Annotated in this window: 14 protein-coding genes, 1 tRNA gene and 1 pseudogene; 13 read left to right on the top strand and 3 right to left on the bottom strand. The window is 68.3% G+C overall.

Annotated features, from left to right (window positions below; all coding sequences use genetic code 11):
* Nucleotides 1–1,029, top strand: a 1,029-nt coding sequence (locus AC14A7_RS00820; protein WP_484005982.1) for an NAD(P)/FAD-dependent oxidoreductase, incomplete at its 5' end; no start/stop codon positions are given.
* 58 nt (nucleotides 1,030–1,087) lie between these two features.
* Here AC14A7_RS00820 and AC14A7_RS00815 read toward each other — a convergent pair.
* Nucleotides 1,088–2,287: a trans-sulfuration enzyme family protein gene (locus AC14A7_RS00815; RefSeq protein ID WP_484005981.1), complete on the bottom strand. Its 1,200-nt coding sequence runs from the start codon at nucleotides 2,285–2,287 to the stop codon at nucleotides 1,088–1,090.
* Nucleotides 2,288–2,348: 61 nt separating this feature from the next.
* On the opposite strand from AC14A7_RS00815, the gene AC14A7_RS00810 reads away from it, so the two are divergent.
* Both AC14A7_RS00810 and AC14A7_RS00805 read left to right on the top strand, forming a co-directional pair.
* Nucleotides 2,349–2,999: a DedA family protein gene (locus AC14A7_RS00810; protein ID WP_484005980.1), complete on the top strand. Its 651-nt coding sequence runs from the start codon at nucleotides 2,349–2,351 to the stop codon at nucleotides 2,997–2,999.
* Between the two features lie 9 nt (nucleotides 3,000–3,008).
* A tRNA-Leu gene (locus AC14A7_RS00805) sits at nucleotides 3,009–3,082 on the top strand.
* A 14-nt stretch (nucleotides 3,083–3,096) separates the two neighbouring features.
* On the opposite strand, the gene AC14A7_RS00800 is transcribed toward AC14A7_RS00805, so the two are convergent.
* Complete coding sequence (locus AC14A7_RS00800; RefSeq protein ID WP_484005979.1) at nucleotides 3,097–3,756, bottom strand: helix-turn-helix transcriptional regulator; 660 nt, start codon at nucleotides 3,754–3,756, stop codon at nucleotides 3,097–3,099.
* Between the two features lie 86 nt (nucleotides 3,757–3,842).
* Here AC14A7_RS00800 and AC14A7_RS00795 point away from each other — a divergent pair, with 86 nt between their 5' ends.
* From AC14A7_RS00795 to ribA, 3 genes and pseudogenes are all read left to right on the top strand, one after another.
* Nucleotides 3,843–5,096, top strand: a complete 1,254-nt coding sequence (locus AC14A7_RS00795) for an NAD(P)/FAD-dependent oxidoreductase (protein ID WP_484005978.1) — start codon at nucleotides 3,843–3,845, stop codon at nucleotides 5,094–5,096.
* Nucleotides 5,093–6,208, top strand: coding sequence for a transaldolase (gene tal / locus AC14A7_RS00790; protein ID WP_484005977.1), 1,116 nt, complete (start codon nucleotides 5,093–5,095; stop codon nucleotides 6,206–6,208). Before AC14A7_RS00795 ends, tal begins: the two co-directional genes overlap by 4 nt.
* A 56-nt stretch (nucleotides 6,209–6,264) precedes the next feature.
* Nucleotides 6,265–6,846, top strand: a pseudogene (gene ribA, locus AC14A7_RS00785) (GTP cyclohydrolase II); the annotation flags it as partial.
* 28 nt (nucleotides 6,847–6,874) lie between these two features.
* Here the strand turns inward: ribA and AC14A7_RS00780 are convergent.
* A complete protein-coding gene (locus AC14A7_RS00780) occupies nucleotides 6,875–7,564 on the bottom strand; it encodes an alpha/beta fold hydrolase (RefSeq protein WP_484005983.1) in 690 nt (229 codons plus the stop codon).
* Nucleotides 7,565–7,710: 146 nt separating this feature from the next.
* On the opposite strand from AC14A7_RS00780, the gene AC14A7_RS00775 reads away from it, so the two are divergent.
* The 7 genes from AC14A7_RS00775 to AC14A7_RS00745 all read left to right on the top strand — a co-directional run.
* Complete coding sequence (locus tag AC14A7_RS00775; RefSeq protein ID WP_484005976.1) at nucleotides 7,711–8,319, top strand: TetR/AcrR family transcriptional regulator; 609 nt, start codon at nucleotides 7,711–7,713, stop codon at nucleotides 8,317–8,319.
* Nucleotides 8,316–9,644: an MFS transporter gene (locus tag AC14A7_RS00770; RefSeq protein WP_484005975.1), complete on the top strand. Its 1,329-nt coding sequence runs from the start codon at nucleotides 8,316–8,318 to the stop codon at nucleotides 9,642–9,644. The genes AC14A7_RS00775 and AC14A7_RS00770 overlap by 4 nt, the downstream gene beginning before the upstream one ends.
* Nucleotides 9,644–10,885, top strand: coding sequence for an alanine racemase (locus tag AC14A7_RS00765; protein WP_484005974.1), 1,242 nt, complete (start codon nucleotides 9,644–9,646; stop codon nucleotides 10,883–10,885). Before AC14A7_RS00770 ends, AC14A7_RS00765 begins: the two co-directional genes overlap by 1 nt.
* A complete protein-coding gene (locus AC14A7_RS00760) occupies nucleotides 10,882–12,195 on the top strand; it encodes a D-arabinono-1,4-lactone oxidase (RefSeq protein ID WP_484005973.1) in 1,314 nt (437 codons plus the stop codon). The genes AC14A7_RS00765 and AC14A7_RS00760 overlap by 4 nt, the downstream gene beginning before the upstream one ends.
* 97 nt (nucleotides 12,196–12,292) lie before the next feature.
* Nucleotides 12,293–13,390, top strand: coding sequence for an ABC transporter substrate-binding protein (locus AC14A7_RS00755; protein WP_484005972.1), 1,098 nt, complete (start codon nucleotides 12,293–12,295; stop codon nucleotides 13,388–13,390).
* A gap of 6 nt (nucleotides 13,391–13,396) precedes the next feature.
* Nucleotides 13,397–14,218: an ABC transporter ATP-binding protein gene (locus AC14A7_RS00750; RefSeq protein WP_484005971.1), complete on the top strand. Its 822-nt coding sequence runs from the start codon at nucleotides 13,397–13,399 to the stop codon at nucleotides 14,216–14,218.
* Nucleotides 14,219–14,774 (top strand): ABC transporter permease (locus AC14A7_RS00745; protein ID WP_484005970.1); only part of this gene is annotated, 556 nt, incomplete at its 3' end.

Below are 14,774 nucleotides of genomic sequence, written 5' to 3'. Positions count from 1 at the left end.
GGCTCGGTCTCGCGCACCTTCCCGATCCCGGGTGTCGCCGACGAGGCCATCGGCATGAAGAACATCGAGGAGGCGATCGCCGTGCGCGACCGCATCCTCTCGAACTTCGACAAGGCGGCGCTGCTGCCGAAGGGCGACCCGCTGCGCGAGCGCCTGCTCACGTTCACGGTCGTCGGCGGCGGGTTCGCGGGCATCGAGGTCTTCGCCGAGATGCGCTCGTTCGCGAGCTACCTCGTGCGCCAGTACCCGGCGATCGACTTCGAGGACACCCACTTCCACCTCATCGAGGCAATGGGCCGCATCATGCCGGAGGTGTCGCTCAAGACGAGCCACTGGGTGCTCAAGAACCTCGCCCAGCGCGGTGCAGAGGTGCACCTCGACACCCAGCTCGCCTCGGCGGTCGACGGCAAGATCGAGCTCTCGACCGGCCAGACCTTCGAGTCAGACCTCATCGTCTGGACGGCCGGCGTCATGGCCAGCCCCATGCTGCGCAACACCGACCTCCCGGTCGAGGAGCGCGGCCGCCTCACCGTGCAGCCCGACCTGCGGGTCAAGGATGCCGAGGGCAACGTCGTCGAGGGCGCTTGGGGCGCCGGCGACGTCAGCGCCGTTCCCGACCTCATCCCCGGCCAGGGTGTCGGCGGCTTCTGCGTGCCCAACGCCCAGCACGCCGTGCGCCAGGGCAAGCGGATGTCGAAGAACATCATCGCCGTGCTGCGCGGCGAGTCCACTGTCGACTACGCCCACAAGAACGCCGGAGCCGTTGCCGGTCTCGGCATCGGTGTCGGTGTCTTCCAGAACGGCCCGCTCGCCATCACCGGCCTCGTCGCCTGGTTCATGCACCGTGGCTACCACGGCCTCGCGATGCCGACGTGGGAGCGCAAGCTCCGCGTCATTGTCAACTGGGTCGGCAACTTCTTCCTCGGTCGCGACACCGTCTCGATCGCCGACGTCATGACGCCGCGCGCCTCGTTCGAGCAGTTCGCGTCGCGGCCGAAGCCCGTTGAGGCCGTCGCAGCCAAGAAATAGCACCGCAGCTCTCACGATGCCCGCCCGGCTGTCCGGGCGGGCATCGCTGCGTCCGGAGCTAGAACGTCGCGTCGAGCGCCGCGCTCAGGTCGGCGATGAGGTCGTCGACGTCTTCGAGGCCGACAGAGAAGCGCAGGTGCCCGAGCTCGCGGAAGCCCGCCGGGTAGGCGGCGACCCGCGGGCCCGAGTTGTCGACGTGCACGATGAGCGACTCGTCGTGGCCGAGCGAGACGGCCGACGTGATCACGCGCAGGTTCGAGACGAAGCGGTTCTGGGCATCCTTGTCTCCGCGCACCGCGAAGGCCATCATGCCGCCGAAGCCGTGCAGCAGCTGGCGGGCCGCGACGGCGTGCTGAGGATGCGACTCGAGGCCGGGGTAGGCCACGTACGCGATGCGCGGGTCGGCCTCCAGGAACCGCGCGATGGCTAGTGCCGACTCGGCATGCTGGCGAATGCGCAGCGGGAGTGTGACCGATCCGCGCTGGATGAGCCACGCGTTGAACGGGCTGATGACCCCGCCCACGTCGACCATGGCGTCGAGCTTGATCTGGCGGATGAGGTCGGCGCGCCCGATCACCGCACCGCCGATCGCGTCGCCGTGCCCGTTGATGTACTTGGTGAGCGAGTGCACGACGAGGTCGGCTCCGTGCTCGATCGGGCGGAACAGCGGCGGCGGCGTGTAGGTGTTGTCGATCGAGAGCAGGGCTCCGGCTTCGTGGGCGATCGCGGCGACGGCGGCGACATCCGTCACCTTCGTCGTCGGGTTGGCCACCGTCTCGATGTGCACGAGCCTGGTCGTCGGCCGGATGGCAGCGCGCACGGCGTCGAGGTCGCTCGCGTCGACGAAGGTCGCCTCGATGCCGTACTTCTGCGGCAGCAGCTCGGAGAACAGGCGGAACACGGCCTCGTAGGTGACGTCGGCGACGACTACGTGGTCGCCCGACTTCAGCAGGGTGAAGAAGATCGCGTGCAGGGCGGCGACGCCGCTCGCGAGGGCGACGGCATCCTCACCGCCTTCGAGCACGGCGAGCTTCTTCTGCAGCCCGAGCTGGTTGGTGCCGCTGTTGCGGGTGTAGAGCGGAACATCGGTTCCCGACCAGCTGAGCGTGGATGGGTCATCGGGCAGCGCATAGGAGTTCGCCATGACGATGGGCGTGCGCAGGGCACCGGTGCCGGCATCCACCTCGTTGCCGGCGTGCACCATCTGGGTCTTGAAGCCGAGGCTGGCGGGGGTGTGCTTGTCGGGGCGAGTGCTCATCCTTTCAACCTACCGACGGCGCCCGCGCAGAACTCCCAGATTTCATGCCTACATTCATCGGATGCTGCCATTCGCGAACGATCCGAGCGACCTCGGCGGCATCCTCGGCTTCAGTGCGTGGCTCATGCAGGCACTGGGGGAGTGGGGCGTCGGCCTCATGATCGTGCTCGAGACGGTCTTTCCGCCGATCCCGAGCGAGGTGGTGCTGCCGCTCGCGGGCTTTCTCGCGAAGCAGGGTGAGCTGAGTCTTGCCCTCGTGATCGCCACGAGCACGCTCGGCTCCTACCTCGGAGCGCTGCTGCTCTACGGTCTCGGTTTCGCGCTCGGCCGGGATCGCGCGATCCGCTGGCTGTCGAGGCTTCCCCTTGTCGAGGCGGAGGATTTCGAGCGCGCCACTGCCTGGTTCGAGCGCCACGGAACTCCCGCGGTGTTCTTCGGCCGCTTCGTTCCCGGTGTGCGCAGCCTCATCTCGTTGCCGGCCGGCGCGGCGAGGATGCACCTGGCGACGTTCAGCATCGCGACCGTGCTCGGCAGCGCCATCTGGAACGGCGCCCTCGTGCTGCTCGGCTACGCCCTCGGCTCGCAGTACGAGACCGTGGAGCGGTACTCGGCGTGGCTCAACTTCGCAGTGTACGCGGGGCTGGCCGGGCTCGTCGCGTGGCTCATCGTTCGCCGGATTCGCGCCAACCGCCGCGATACTGTTGGGGGCTAGTCCCACAGCGCTCCGATAGCCCAACTGGCAGAGGCAGGCGACTTAAAATCGTCACAGTCAGGGTTCGAACCCCTGTCGGAGCACGGCGCAGTCGATCTCAGGGTGCGTCGATGAGCACGCAGCAGCCCGCCGTTCCCGGTGCGAATCGCGCGCGATCCGGATTCTCCCCGCGCTCGTCGAGCACGCCCTGCACGAGCGAGTGGTTGGCGGCGCACATGGTGGCGGGATGCGTGAGCGCCAGCTGGTGGAACGGGCAGTTGTCGAACACCGTTCCCTCTGGCACGGCGCGGGGCTCATAGCCGATCGCCTCGAGCGCCTCGTCGAGGGATGGCGCTGCCCCGGCGAGAGCGCGGCCGCGGCGGTGGGCTGACTCGACGAGGGCGGCCTGCACCGGCGGGCTCTGCATGCCGAGGGCCTCCAGCGAGTCGACCATGATCTCGGCAGCGAGGTCGTACTGGCGCTCCGGCACCGAGGCCGTGACCTCGGTGACGGCGGCGCGGTAGAACTTCGCCGGTCGACCGGCACCGGGGCCGGAGGCGCCGGAGCGGCGGGTGAACTCCACGTGCACGAGCCCCGACTCGGCGAGCTTGTCGAGGTGGAACGCGGCTGTCGGCCGGGGAATACCGAGCGCCTCCGCAGCCTCGTCGCGGCCGACCGGCCCGCTGCTGCGCACGATCAGGCGGTAGAGCGCACGGCGGGTTGGGTCGCCGAGGGCGGCGACCGTTGCCACCCGCGCTTCGTTTCGAGAGGTCGACATATGAGAACCATATCTAAAAAAGTGAAAGTTGACAATAGAATCCAGCAGCCGTACTGTCGGCACCAACACGAACCCGGAAGGCAGCAATGTCCACACAGCACATCGTCATCGTCGGAGCAGGGCCAGCGGGAGGTATCGCGGCACAGACCCTGCGCGACCAGGGGTTCACCGGCGCGGTGACCATGGTTGGAGCCGAAGCGCATGCGCCGTACATCAGGCCGCCGCTGTCGAAGGCCTACCTGCGCGCGGAGGCAAGCCGTGAGTCCGTCGACCTGATCGATCCGGCCTGGTACGAGGCCAACGACGTTCGGCTGGTCACCGGGGTCGCCGTCACGGCGCTGCACCCCGATGCCCACACGATCAGCCTCGAGAACGGCGAGACTCTCTCCTACACCTCGGTGCTGCTGGCTACCGGCTCGACCCCGCGAGCACTTGCCGTCGACGGCGCGACCGAGGATGGCGAGCTCGCCGGCGTCCACTCCCTTCGCACGGTGGAGCACGCTGAACGCCTCGGGGCCGAGCTGCGCGGCGGCGGCCGCCGGGTCGTCGTCATCGGATCCGGCTGGATCGGAATGGAGGTGGCGGCGAGGGCCCGGGCGCTGGGAAACGAGGTCACCGTGCTCGGCCGCGGATCCCAGCCCCTCGAGTCTGCGCTCGGCTCCGAGCTCGGAGCACACTTCGCCCGCGTGCACGAGGCGCAGGGAGTGACCGTTCGATCTGCCGTTGACGTGCAGGCGATTGTCGGCGACGGCGTTCGCGTCAGCGGTGTGCGCGTGGCAGGCACGGGCGACCAGCCCGCCGAGATCGTTCCAGCAGACATCGTGCTGGTCGCCATCGGCGCCACCCCCAACATCGAGCTTGCCCGTGCGGCCGGACTCGCGGTGGCAGATGGCGTGCTTGTCGACGAGTTCATGCGCACCAGTGCCGCCGACGTCTACGCGGCCGGCGACATCGCCTCGGCCATGCACCCCGTCGGTGGAGTTCGCATCCGCAGCGAGCACCTGTCGAACGCGATGAAGGGGGCGAAGGCGGCCGTGCTCAGCATGCTCGGCACCGGCACCGGGTATGCCGATGTGCCGACTTTCGTGAGCGAGCAGTATGACGTGACCGTGCAGTTCGCCGGCTATGCGCCGCTCGTCGAGGGTGCCCGGCTGGTGCGGCGCGGTGCGGCAGGGGCCGCGGCGTTCACCGTCTTCTGGCTGCGCGGGCAGCGCGTGGTGGCGGGTGTGCACGTCAATGTGCCTGACGCGCAGAAGAGCCTGCAGCGCCTCATCCGCGACGCGGTGCCGGTGACGGACGCCCAGCTGGCCGACACGGCGACTGCGTTGGAGTCGCTGTGAGCACCGCGATAACGGCAGCCCTGTCTGAGCTGGGGGTCAGCATCTGGCTCGACGACCTCTCTCGTGACCGCATTCGCTCCGGCGGGCTGCACGAGCTCATCGAGTCGAGCAACGTCGTCGGCATCACGACAAACCCCACGATCTTCGCCACGGCGCTCGCGAGCACCGATGCCTACGACGAGCAGCTGCGACAGCTCGCCGCCGAGGGGAGCTCGGTGACGGATGCCGTGCTGCGCCTGACAACCGACGACGTGCGGTCGGCCGCCGACATCCTTCTCCCGGTGTTCGAGGCGACGGGTGGCAACGACGGATGGGTCTCGATCGAGGTGGGCGCTGACAGCGCCTACGACGCGGACGCCTCGCTCGCGGAGGCCCGCGTGCTCGTCAGCACCATCGACCGACCGAACGTGTTCATCAAGATTCCTGCCACTGCGGAGGGCATCACCGCGATCGAGGATGCCATCGCGGAGGGAATCAGCGTCAACGTCACGCTGATCTTCGGCCTCGATCGGTACGCGCAGGTTGTCGAGGCGTACCTGCGTGGACTCGAGCGAGCGCAGTCTGCCGGACTCGACCTTTGGCGTATCCACTCGGTGGCCTCGGTCTTCGTCTCCCGTGTCGACGCGGAGGTCGACGCCCTGTTGCTCGCCGACGGGAGCGCGGCGGCGAAGGAGCTCATGGGCACTGCCGGTGTGGCCAACGCCCGGCTGGTCTACCAGGCCTACGAGCAGGCATTCACATCGGAGCGGGCGCAGAAGCTGGTCGCGGCCGGCGCGAACATGCAGCGACCGCTGTGGGCCTCGACCGGCGTGAAGAACCCCCAGCTGCCCGACACCTTCTACGTCATCGAGCTGGTCGCGCCCGACGTGATCAACACCATGCCGGAGAAGACGCTGCGCGCGGTGGCTGACCACGCCGCGGTGCGCGGCGACACCGTCACGGGTGCCTACGATCAGGCGCGCGCTGCCATCGAACGCCTGGAGGCCAGCGGTGTGGCACTGGCGTCGGTGGCGGCGACGCTTGAGCATCGTGGTGTGCTCGCCTTTCAGGCATCGGGTCGCGAGCTGCAGGACACCGTTGCCGCCGCGCTCTCGGCTCCCCGCACATCATGACGGGCGCGACGAGGATGCCGGCTGCGGCGATGGCACCGATGACTATGCCCGACGTCGTCAGCTTCGCGGTCGAGACGGTGATTCCGACGGAGTACGGCACTCTTCGGGTGCGCGGCTATCGCGACCTTGTGACGGGCGCTGAGCATCTCGCCCTCATCGGCGATGGCCATGGCTCGCCTCTGCTTGTTCGGGTGCACTCCGAGTGCCTCACGGGCGAAGCGCTCGGTTCGGTCAAGTGCGAGTGCGGCCCGCAGCTGCGCGAGGCCCTTGCCAGAATCGCACGAGAGGGGGGAGTCGTCATCTACCTCCGGGGCCACGAGGGCAGGGGCATCGGGCTCATCGACAAGTTGCGGGCGTACCGACTGCAGGAGGATGGGGCCGACACCGTCGACGCCAACGAGGCGCTCGGGCTTCCCGTCGACGCACGCAGCTACGCGGCTGCCGCCGCCATTCTGCGCGACCTTGGCGTCGACTCCATTCGGCTGCTGAGCAACAATCCAGACAAGCTCGCCCAGCTTCGCGATGGCGGCATCGACGTGACCGAGGTGGTTCCGCTGGTGATCAGCAACGGTGCCCACAGCGATGGCTACCTCGAGACGAAGCGCGACCGACTCGGTCACGCGATCGACTGGGCGTGACCGCGCTGCTCCGCCGGATGAGCGCTGCCTAGCGCAGCGCAGCCAGGATCGCCGCCGCCAGCTCCGTCGGCTTGGTGAACTGCGGCCAGTGGCCGGTCGGCAGGTCGACGATCTCGTAGTCCTTCATCGCCGCGAGCTCGGCGAAGTAGGGGTGACCGGCCTCCATCATCTCCAGCATGTCGGCCTTGCGGAACTCGCAGGTGATGACGGTGACGGGCACGTCGTAGCGGCGCGGGTCGCTGAGCTGCTGCTTATCGCTGGCGACGCGGGCAGGGATCGGGATAGCGCGAGCACGGAAGGCGGCGCGAATCTCGTCGGTCATGTCGACGAGGCTGTCGTCGTCGAAGACCGACCAGTCCGGCAACGGGATCTCGCCGTCGACCACGGGCAGGCTGTCGTTGATGGAGTCGCCGTCGGCGAGGGGGCCGCTGTCCGCGTAGATGACGCGCGCGATCGAGTCGGGTCTGGCATCCACGACCGCATGGGCAACGGCGCCGCCACCGCTGTGCCCGACGAGCACGATGGGGCCGCGGCCCTCGGAGACGAGGCCGTCGACGATGCCGACGACCGCATCGACGTGGTCGCGCGGGGTGATGCCGGTGCGGTCGGCGTCGGCGGTGAGACCGGGGAGAGTGACGGCGGTGACCGTGTGACCAGCCTCGCCTAGCATGGGCGCCACCTGGTTCCACGAGGAGCCGTCGAGCCAGAATCCGGGGATCAGTACGAGTTCCGTGACGAGAGGCTAGGTGCGACCCCTGACAGTGGCCCCCAAGCGGGTGCGTTGACAGGCGCTCACGGCATCCTCCATTCTGGTCACACGACTGGGTCAGTTGACCCAGTAGGGCGGAGGAGACCATGGCGCGCATGTCCTCCATCGACCGCCGTGGCGAGATCGTGCAGGCTGCCCTCCGCGTCATCGCGGAGCAGGGCATGCAGGGCGCGACCACGAGGGCCATCGTCGCCGAGGCAGGCATGCCGCTCGCGAGCTTCCACTACGCCTTCGCCAGCCGCGACGAGATGATGGAAGAGCTCATCGCCCACGTGGTCGAGACGCAGTCCATCGCGGCGTTCGAGGCCATTCGGTTCAGCGGCGACATCCGGTCAACGATCCGCGACGGGCTGCAGGCCTTCTTCGACACGATCGTCGCCGAGACCGCTGACGAGCAGGTGCTGCTCGAGCTCATGCTCTTCGCCATGCGCACCCCCGGCCTCGAGTCGCTGCCGCAGCGGCAGTGGGCGAAGTACCGCGACGCCGCAGAGCAGGTGCTGCTCGCTGCGGCCGAGGGCGCTGGCATCGAGTGGACCGTGCCCATCGAGACGGTCGGGCGCATGCTCATCACCATCACCGACGGCCTCACGCTCGCCTGGCTCGCTGACCGCGACCTCGCAGCCGCCGCGAGCGTCATGGACCTCGCCGCCGACTTTCTGTATTCACTGACGACCCCACTCCGAACGAAGGATGCGACCGCATGACGACAACGAGTACCTCGGCAACGCTCTTCGCTGAACCGATCCGCAAGGTGCCAGGCCGCTGGATCGCGTTCTTCGCGACGGCGTGGCTCGGCATCTGGATGGCGCAGCTCACCCCGATCCAGCTGCTGCTGCCGCTGCAGATCCAGGAGCAGCTCAACACCGACTTCTGGGTCGACAACGTCGTGGCGTTCGGCATCATCTCGGCCATAGCCGGCTTCTGCGCGATCATCGCCTACCCGCTCACCGGCGCGCTCTCCGACCGCACCACGAGCAGACTCGGTCGCCGCCGCCCGTGGATCTTCGCCGGCACCGCGGTGTTCGCGCTGTCGCTGTTCCTGCTCGGCGTGCAGACCTCGATGGTGGGCATCGGCGTGTTCTGGTCGACGGCGCTCATCGGGTTCTGCATGCTGTCTGCGGCGATCACCGCGACCATCTCCGACCAGGTGCCGGTCAACCAGCGCGGCTTCGTCTCCGGCTGGGTGTCTGCGCCACAGGCCGTCGGCACCATCCTCGGAATCCTGCTCGTCACAGAGCTCGCTCTCGCGACCTTCGTCGGCTACGCCGTCATGGCGGTGCTGCTGGTCGTCACGGTTCTGCCGTTCGCGCTGCTGACGAAGGATGCCGTGCTGCCGGTCTCCGAGCGCCCGGCGCTATCGGCGAGCGTGCTGTTCTCCGGCTTCTGGGTGAGCCCGCGCCTCTACCCCGACTTCGGCTGGACCCTGCTCGGCCGCATCCTGGTCAACCTCGGCAACGCGCTCGGCACGACCCAGCTGCTGTACTTCCTGCAGTTCGGCCTCGGGCGTCCGCTCGAGACGGTGCAGGACGACCTGCTCATGCTGACGCTCGTCTACATGGTGTTCTTCATCCTCTCTGCCCTCGGCGCCGGCAAGATCAGCGACCGCATCGGCCAGCGCAAGGTCTTCGTCTACGTCGCCGCCTACCTGCAGGCGATCGCGGCGGCGCTGCTCGCGTTCGTGCCCGACTTCAACATCGCCCTGGTCGCGGCGGGCCTGCTCGGCCTCGGCTACGGCTCCTTCATGGCGGTCGACCAGGCACTCGCAACGCAGGTGCTGCCGGATGCCCACTCGCGCGGCAAAGACCTCGGCATCATGAACATCGCGACGGCTGTTCCCCAGGCCTTCGGCCCGCTGGTGGGAGCGCTCATCGTGCTCACGGGAGTCAACGTGGCAACGGGCGGGGGCACCATCCCCGACGCCAACGTGTTCTCCGGTGCGAGCGCCGGCTTCACCGCGCTGTTCGTCGCCTCCGCGGCCACGGCCATTCTCGGTGCCCTCGCCGTGTACCCGATCAAGAGCGTCAAATAGTGCATCTGACACGGCAGAGCGACACCCCGTGGCTGCGGCCAGCGGAGTACTGGCGGTCGCTCACTGCGGCGACCGCTTCGTACGATCCGCCGTACGGCGTCGTCAGCGTGCCGGCTCTCGCGCACAACGCGTTCGACATGCTCGACCGCGCGAGCGGAACCCCCATCCGCGTCGCCAGCAAGTCGGTGCGGGTGCGCGGCATCATCGACAGCGTGCTCGCCCTGCCCGGCTATTCCGGCGTGCTCGCGTACACGCTGGAGGAGGCGCTCTGGCTCGCGTCGAGCGTCGACGGATACCAGGCGATAACGGATGTCGTGGTCGGCTACCCGACGGCCGACCGCGCCGCGATCCGCACTCTCGGTCGCTCCGCCGAGCTCGCCGCTCGCGTCACGATCATGGTCGACTCGGTCGACCAGCTCGACCTCGTGGATGCCGCGATCGCCCCCGGCGACCGTGCCGACATCCGTGTCTGCCTCGAGCTCGATGCCAGCTGGGACAACTGGCTGTTCGGACACATCGGCGTTCGCCGCTCACCCGTGCACTCCGTCGCCGACGCACGCGCGCTCGCGCAGCAGATCCTCGACCGGCCCGGCTTCACCCTTGTCGGGGTCATGGGCTACGAGGCGCAGATCGCCGGCCTCGTGAACAACCCGGCCAACCGGGCGCGCGGCTGGCTCGTGCGGCGCATCCAGGGCTGGTCGGCAGCAGAGCTCGCCGACCGCCGGGGGGCCGCGATCGCCGCGATCAGCGAGCTCACCCAGCTCGAGTTCGTCAACGCCGGCGGCACCGGCTCGCTCGAGAGCTCGTCGCGGGAGGAGGCGGTGACAGAGGTCGCCGCGGGCTCCGGGCTGTTCGGGCCGACCCTGTTCGACAACTACCTGCACTTCAGCCCGGCCCCTGCGGCCGCCTTCGCGCTGTCGGTGGTGCGCAAGCCGCGCCCTGATATCGCAACGCTGCTCGGCGGCGGGTGGATCGCATCCGGTCCCGCTGCCAACGACCGACTGCCTAGCGTCGCCTGGCCGACCGGTGTGCGCATGGAGCCCCGCGAGATGGCCGGAGAGGTGCAGACCCCGCTCGTCGGCGATGCCGCGCGCGACCTCGCTGTCGGCGACCGCGCCTGGCTGCGCCACACCAAGGCGGGCGAGCTCAGCGAGCACCTCACCGAGTTCCTGCTGGTCGACGGCGACGCGGTCGCCACGACGATGCCGACCTACCGCGGCGATGGAAAGGCCTTCCTGTGACTATCGACGTGCGACCGGGTAGGACGTGGAAGAACTGGGGGCGCAGCCAGAGCGCGCGGCCGCAGCTCACGGTGCGCGCGGCATCCGTCGAGGAGGTCGTCGAGACGGTTCGATTCGCGGCCGATCGCGGGCTGCGAGTGAAGGCCATCGGCGCCGGTCACAGCTTCAGCGGCATCGCGGTGCCCGACGGCATCCAGCTCGATGTGTCGGGGCTCGACGGGCTCTACGCGGTCGACGGCACCCGGGTGACCCTCGGCGCCGGCACCAACCTCTACCAGCTGCCCGCCCTGCTCGACCCGCTCGGCCTCGCGCTCGAGAACATGGGCGACATCGACCGGCAGACGATCGCGGGGGCAACCTCGACGGGAACCCACGGAACGGGCCACGCCTTTGCGGGGCTCGCCAACCAGCTCGTCGCCGTCACCCTGGTGACCGCGGCGGGGGAGCTGCTGCATGTGAGCCCGACGGAGAACGCCGAGCTATGGCCGGCTGCCCGCCTCGGCCTCGGCGCTCTCGGCATCATCGTCGACGTCACGATCCAGTGCGTGCCGAGCTACCTGCTGCACGCCGTTGAGCAGCCGGAGCCGCTCGACGCCGTGCTCGACGACTGGATGGCAAGGGCCAGCGGGGTCGACCACTTCGAGTTCTACTGGTTTCCCCACACCAAGACGGCGCTCACGAAGACGAACACGCGGCTGCCCCTCGAGGCCGGCGTCAAGCCGCAGGGGCGCTTCTCGGCGTGGGTCGACGACGAGTTCATGTCGAACCACCTCTACGGGCTCACGAACGCGATCGGCACCGTGATACCGGCGATCATCAAGCCGCAGAACGCGCTCGGCGAGCGCCTCGTCGCCCAGCGCGAGTTCACCGACGTCTCGCACCGCGTGTTCGCGTCCTCGCGCACCGTGCACTTCACAGAGATGGAGTACGCGCTGCCGCGCGAGCACATCCCGGCCGCCCTCCGCGCGATCGACGAGCTCATCGAGGCGAAGGGATGGCGCATCAGCTTCCCCGTCGAGGTGCGGTGCGCCGCCGCCGACGACATCTGGCTCTCGACCGGCTACGGCCGCGAGTCCGGCTACATCGCCGTGCACCGCTACTACCGCGACGACCCGACGGAGTACTTCGCCGGTGTCGAGGAGATCTTCCGCCGCTTCGAGGGGCGGCCGCACTGGGGCAAGATGCACCGCCAGGATGCCGCATCGCTCTCTGCTGTCTACCCGCACCTCGCCGACTTCGTCGCCGTTCGCGACCGGCTCGACCCCGAGCGGCGCTTCACGAACGCCTATCTTGACTCGGTGCTGGGGTAGTCGGTAACACGGTCGAAATGCCGGTGGCGATGGCCGGAAATGTGAACTCGTTAGCGTTCGTAGCAATCACATTCACCTGTAGAAGGGATGCCACCCCATGGCACTACTCGAACGCACGCCGCTTCGACGCATCGGCCTTGCCGCCGCGCTCGCGGCCACGACGGCACTTGTCCTCGCCGGTTGCGCAACCACCCCGGCCGACGGCGCGGCGGAGTCCGCCGACGGCACCCCCTCGTACGGCGAGATCAGCCTGCAGTACTCGTGGATCAAGAACGAGGAGTTCGCCGGCGAGTTCTACGCGGAGGAGAACGGCTACTACGACGAGGCCGGCTTCGAGAAGGTCTACGGCATCTCTGGCCCGAACACGGGTGTCGCGGTGCTCCTCAGCAACACCGCGCAGGTTGCCCTGACCGACGCAGCCTCTGTCGGTGCTGCAATCGCAGAGCAGGATGCCCCGCTCAAGATCATCGGCGCGACGTTCCAGAAGAACCCGTTCACGATCCTCTCCCTCGCTGACGGCGGCAACATCCAGACGCCAGAAGACCTCAAAGGCAAGCGCATCGGTGTTCAGGACTCGAACGCGAGCGTCTTCCAGGCGCTGCTCAACGCCAACGACATCGACATCAGCGAGCTGACCGTCGTTCCCGTCGAGTTCGACCCGACCCCGCTCACCAACGGCGAGGTCGACGGCTTCATGGCGTACCTCACCAACGAGTCGGTCACGGTCGAGATGGCCGGATACGAGGTCACCAACCTCGCCTACGCCGACAACGGTGTTCCCTACGTCGCCGAGGCATTCGCCGTCACCGACCAGTACCTCGCCGAGAACCGCGAGCTGCTCAAGGCGTTCCTGATCGCCGAGATCAAGGGCTGGACCGACGTCTTCACGAAGCCGACCGACGACACCGTGGCGCTCATCACGAAGTACTACGACCAGGCGACCGCCGACGGCGAGCTGACGTTCGGCCCGCTCGACCCGGAGAAGACAGCAGCGGCTCTCGCCGCCCAGCTGCTGCTCATCTCGACGGAGGAGACGGAGGAGAACGGTCTCTTCACCATCTCCGACGCCCTCAAGGCAGAGTCGATCGCGTCCCTCAAGGCCGCCGGGTGGGAGCTCACCGAAGACCAGCTCTTCGACACCTCGATCATCGACGAGATCTACGAGGAGTACCCGGAGCTGAAGGTCTACCGTTAGTCAGATATGACCACAGTTGAAACCCTGGATGCCGGTGCCTCGCTGGGCACCGGCATCCAGATCACCGCACTCAGCAAGACGTTCGCCGTTGCCGGCGGCAAGAGCGTCACCGCACTGCAGGACACCGACCTGCACACCGACCAGGGGTCCTTCCTGGCCCTGCTCGGTCCATCCGGCTGTGGCAAGTCGACGATCCTGCGGATTCTCGCCGACCTCGAGCACCCGACCTCCGGCGACATCCGGGTCGACGGCAAGACGCCGGCAGAGCTGCGCCGCAACAGCGAGCTCGGCATCGCCTTCCAGGACCACGCTCTGCTGCCGTGGCGCAGCGTGCGCAAGAACATCCAGCTACCGTTCGAGGTGGCCGGCAAGAAGGTCGACAAGGCATACATCGACGAGCTCATCGACCTCGTCGGCCTCCGCGGGTTCGAGAACGCCAAGCCCGCCCAGCTCTCCGGCGGCATGCGGCAGCGTGTCTCCATCGCCCGTGCCCTCGTGCTCAAGCCATCGGTGCTGCTGCTCGACGAGCCCTTCGGCGCTCTCGACGACATGACACGGCAGAACCTCAACCTCGAGCTGCTGCGCATCTGGACGGAGAAGCCGGCCACGACGCTGCTCGTCACCCACGGCATCTCTGAGGCGATCTTCCTCTCCGACCGGGTGGCGGTCATGTCGCCGCGGCCCGGCCGCATCAAGGAGGTCATCGAGGTCGACCTTCCGCGGCCGCGCACCCCCGACATGCAGCGCTCACCGGAGTTCCACGCGCTCGTCGACCAGGCATCCGAGATCCTGTTCGGTGCCGACGGAAAAGCCGCGGCGGAGGCCTAGGTGACCGCCAGAAGGCGCATTCCCGGCTGGCTTGCCGGGCTTATCGGCGCGACCGTCATCGTCGCCGCGTGGTGGCTGCTGTCGGTGACCGCGTTCGTGCCCCGTGCCGGTACCACCTTCACCCCGGTGCCCTCGCCGCTGTCTGTGTTCGGCCAGCTGTTCGCGGATGGCCCGCTCGCCTACTGGGGCGTGTTCCAGGTCACCATCACCGAGGCCCTCATCGGCTACGGATGGGGCAACGGCCTCGCCCTCCTCCTCGCGGCCACCGTGCTGCTCGCCCCGCGCATCGAGACCGTCGTCGTGCAGATCGCGGTGGTCAGCTACTGCCTGCCGATTGTCGCCGTCGGCGGCATCGCCATCGTCGTGCTCGGCGGTGCAAAGGTCGCCGGCGACCCATCGAAGACCGCGATCTTCCTCGCCGCGCTCGTGGTGTTCTTCACGACGGTGGTCGGGGCACTGCTCGGCTTCCGTGCGGCAGACCGCACCAGTCTGGATGTCGTGCGCGTCTACGGCGGCGGCCGGTTCACCCAGCTGCGAAAGGTGCGTCTCATCGCCG

Source organism: Conyzicola sp. (assembly GCF_057073975.1).
The sequence above is the reverse complement of the archived record's forward strand: the minus strand, read 5'-3'. Positions and strand labels throughout refer to the sequence as shown.

Excerpts from the sequence above, each read along its gene's own strand:
- AC14A7_RS00810 (WP_484005980.1), top strand. The coding sequence starts at position 2,349 with ATGCTGCCATTCGCGAACGATCCGAGCGACCTCGGCGGCATCCTCGGC.
- AC14A7_RS00815 (WP_484005981.1), bottom strand. The coding sequence starts at position 2,287 with ATGAGCACTCGCCCCGACAAGCACACCCCCGCCAGCCTCGGCTTCAAG.
- AC14A7_RS00795 (WP_484005978.1), top strand. The coding sequence starts at position 3,843 with ATGTCCACACAGCACATCGTCATCGTCGGAGCAGGGCCAGCGGGAGGT.
- AC14A7_RS00800 (WP_484005979.1), bottom strand. The coding sequence starts at position 3,756 with ATGTCGACCTCTCGAAACGAAGCGCGGGTGGCAACGGTCGCCGCCCTC.
- AC14A7_RS00770 (WP_484005975.1), top strand. The coding sequence starts at position 8,316 with ATGACGACAACGAGTACCTCGGCAACGCTCTTCGCTGAACCGATCCGC.
- AC14A7_RS00750 (WP_484005971.1), top strand. The coding sequence starts at position 13,397 with ATGACCACAGTTGAAACCCTGGATGCCGGTGCCTCGCTGGGCACCGGC.
- AC14A7_RS00755 (WP_484005972.1), top strand. The coding sequence starts at position 12,293 with ATGGCACTACTCGAACGCACGCCGCTTCGACGCATCGGCCTTGCCGCC.
- AC14A7_RS00775 (WP_484005976.1), top strand. The coding sequence starts at position 7,711 with ATGTCCTCCATCGACCGCCGTGGCGAGATCGTGCAGGCTGCCCTCCGC.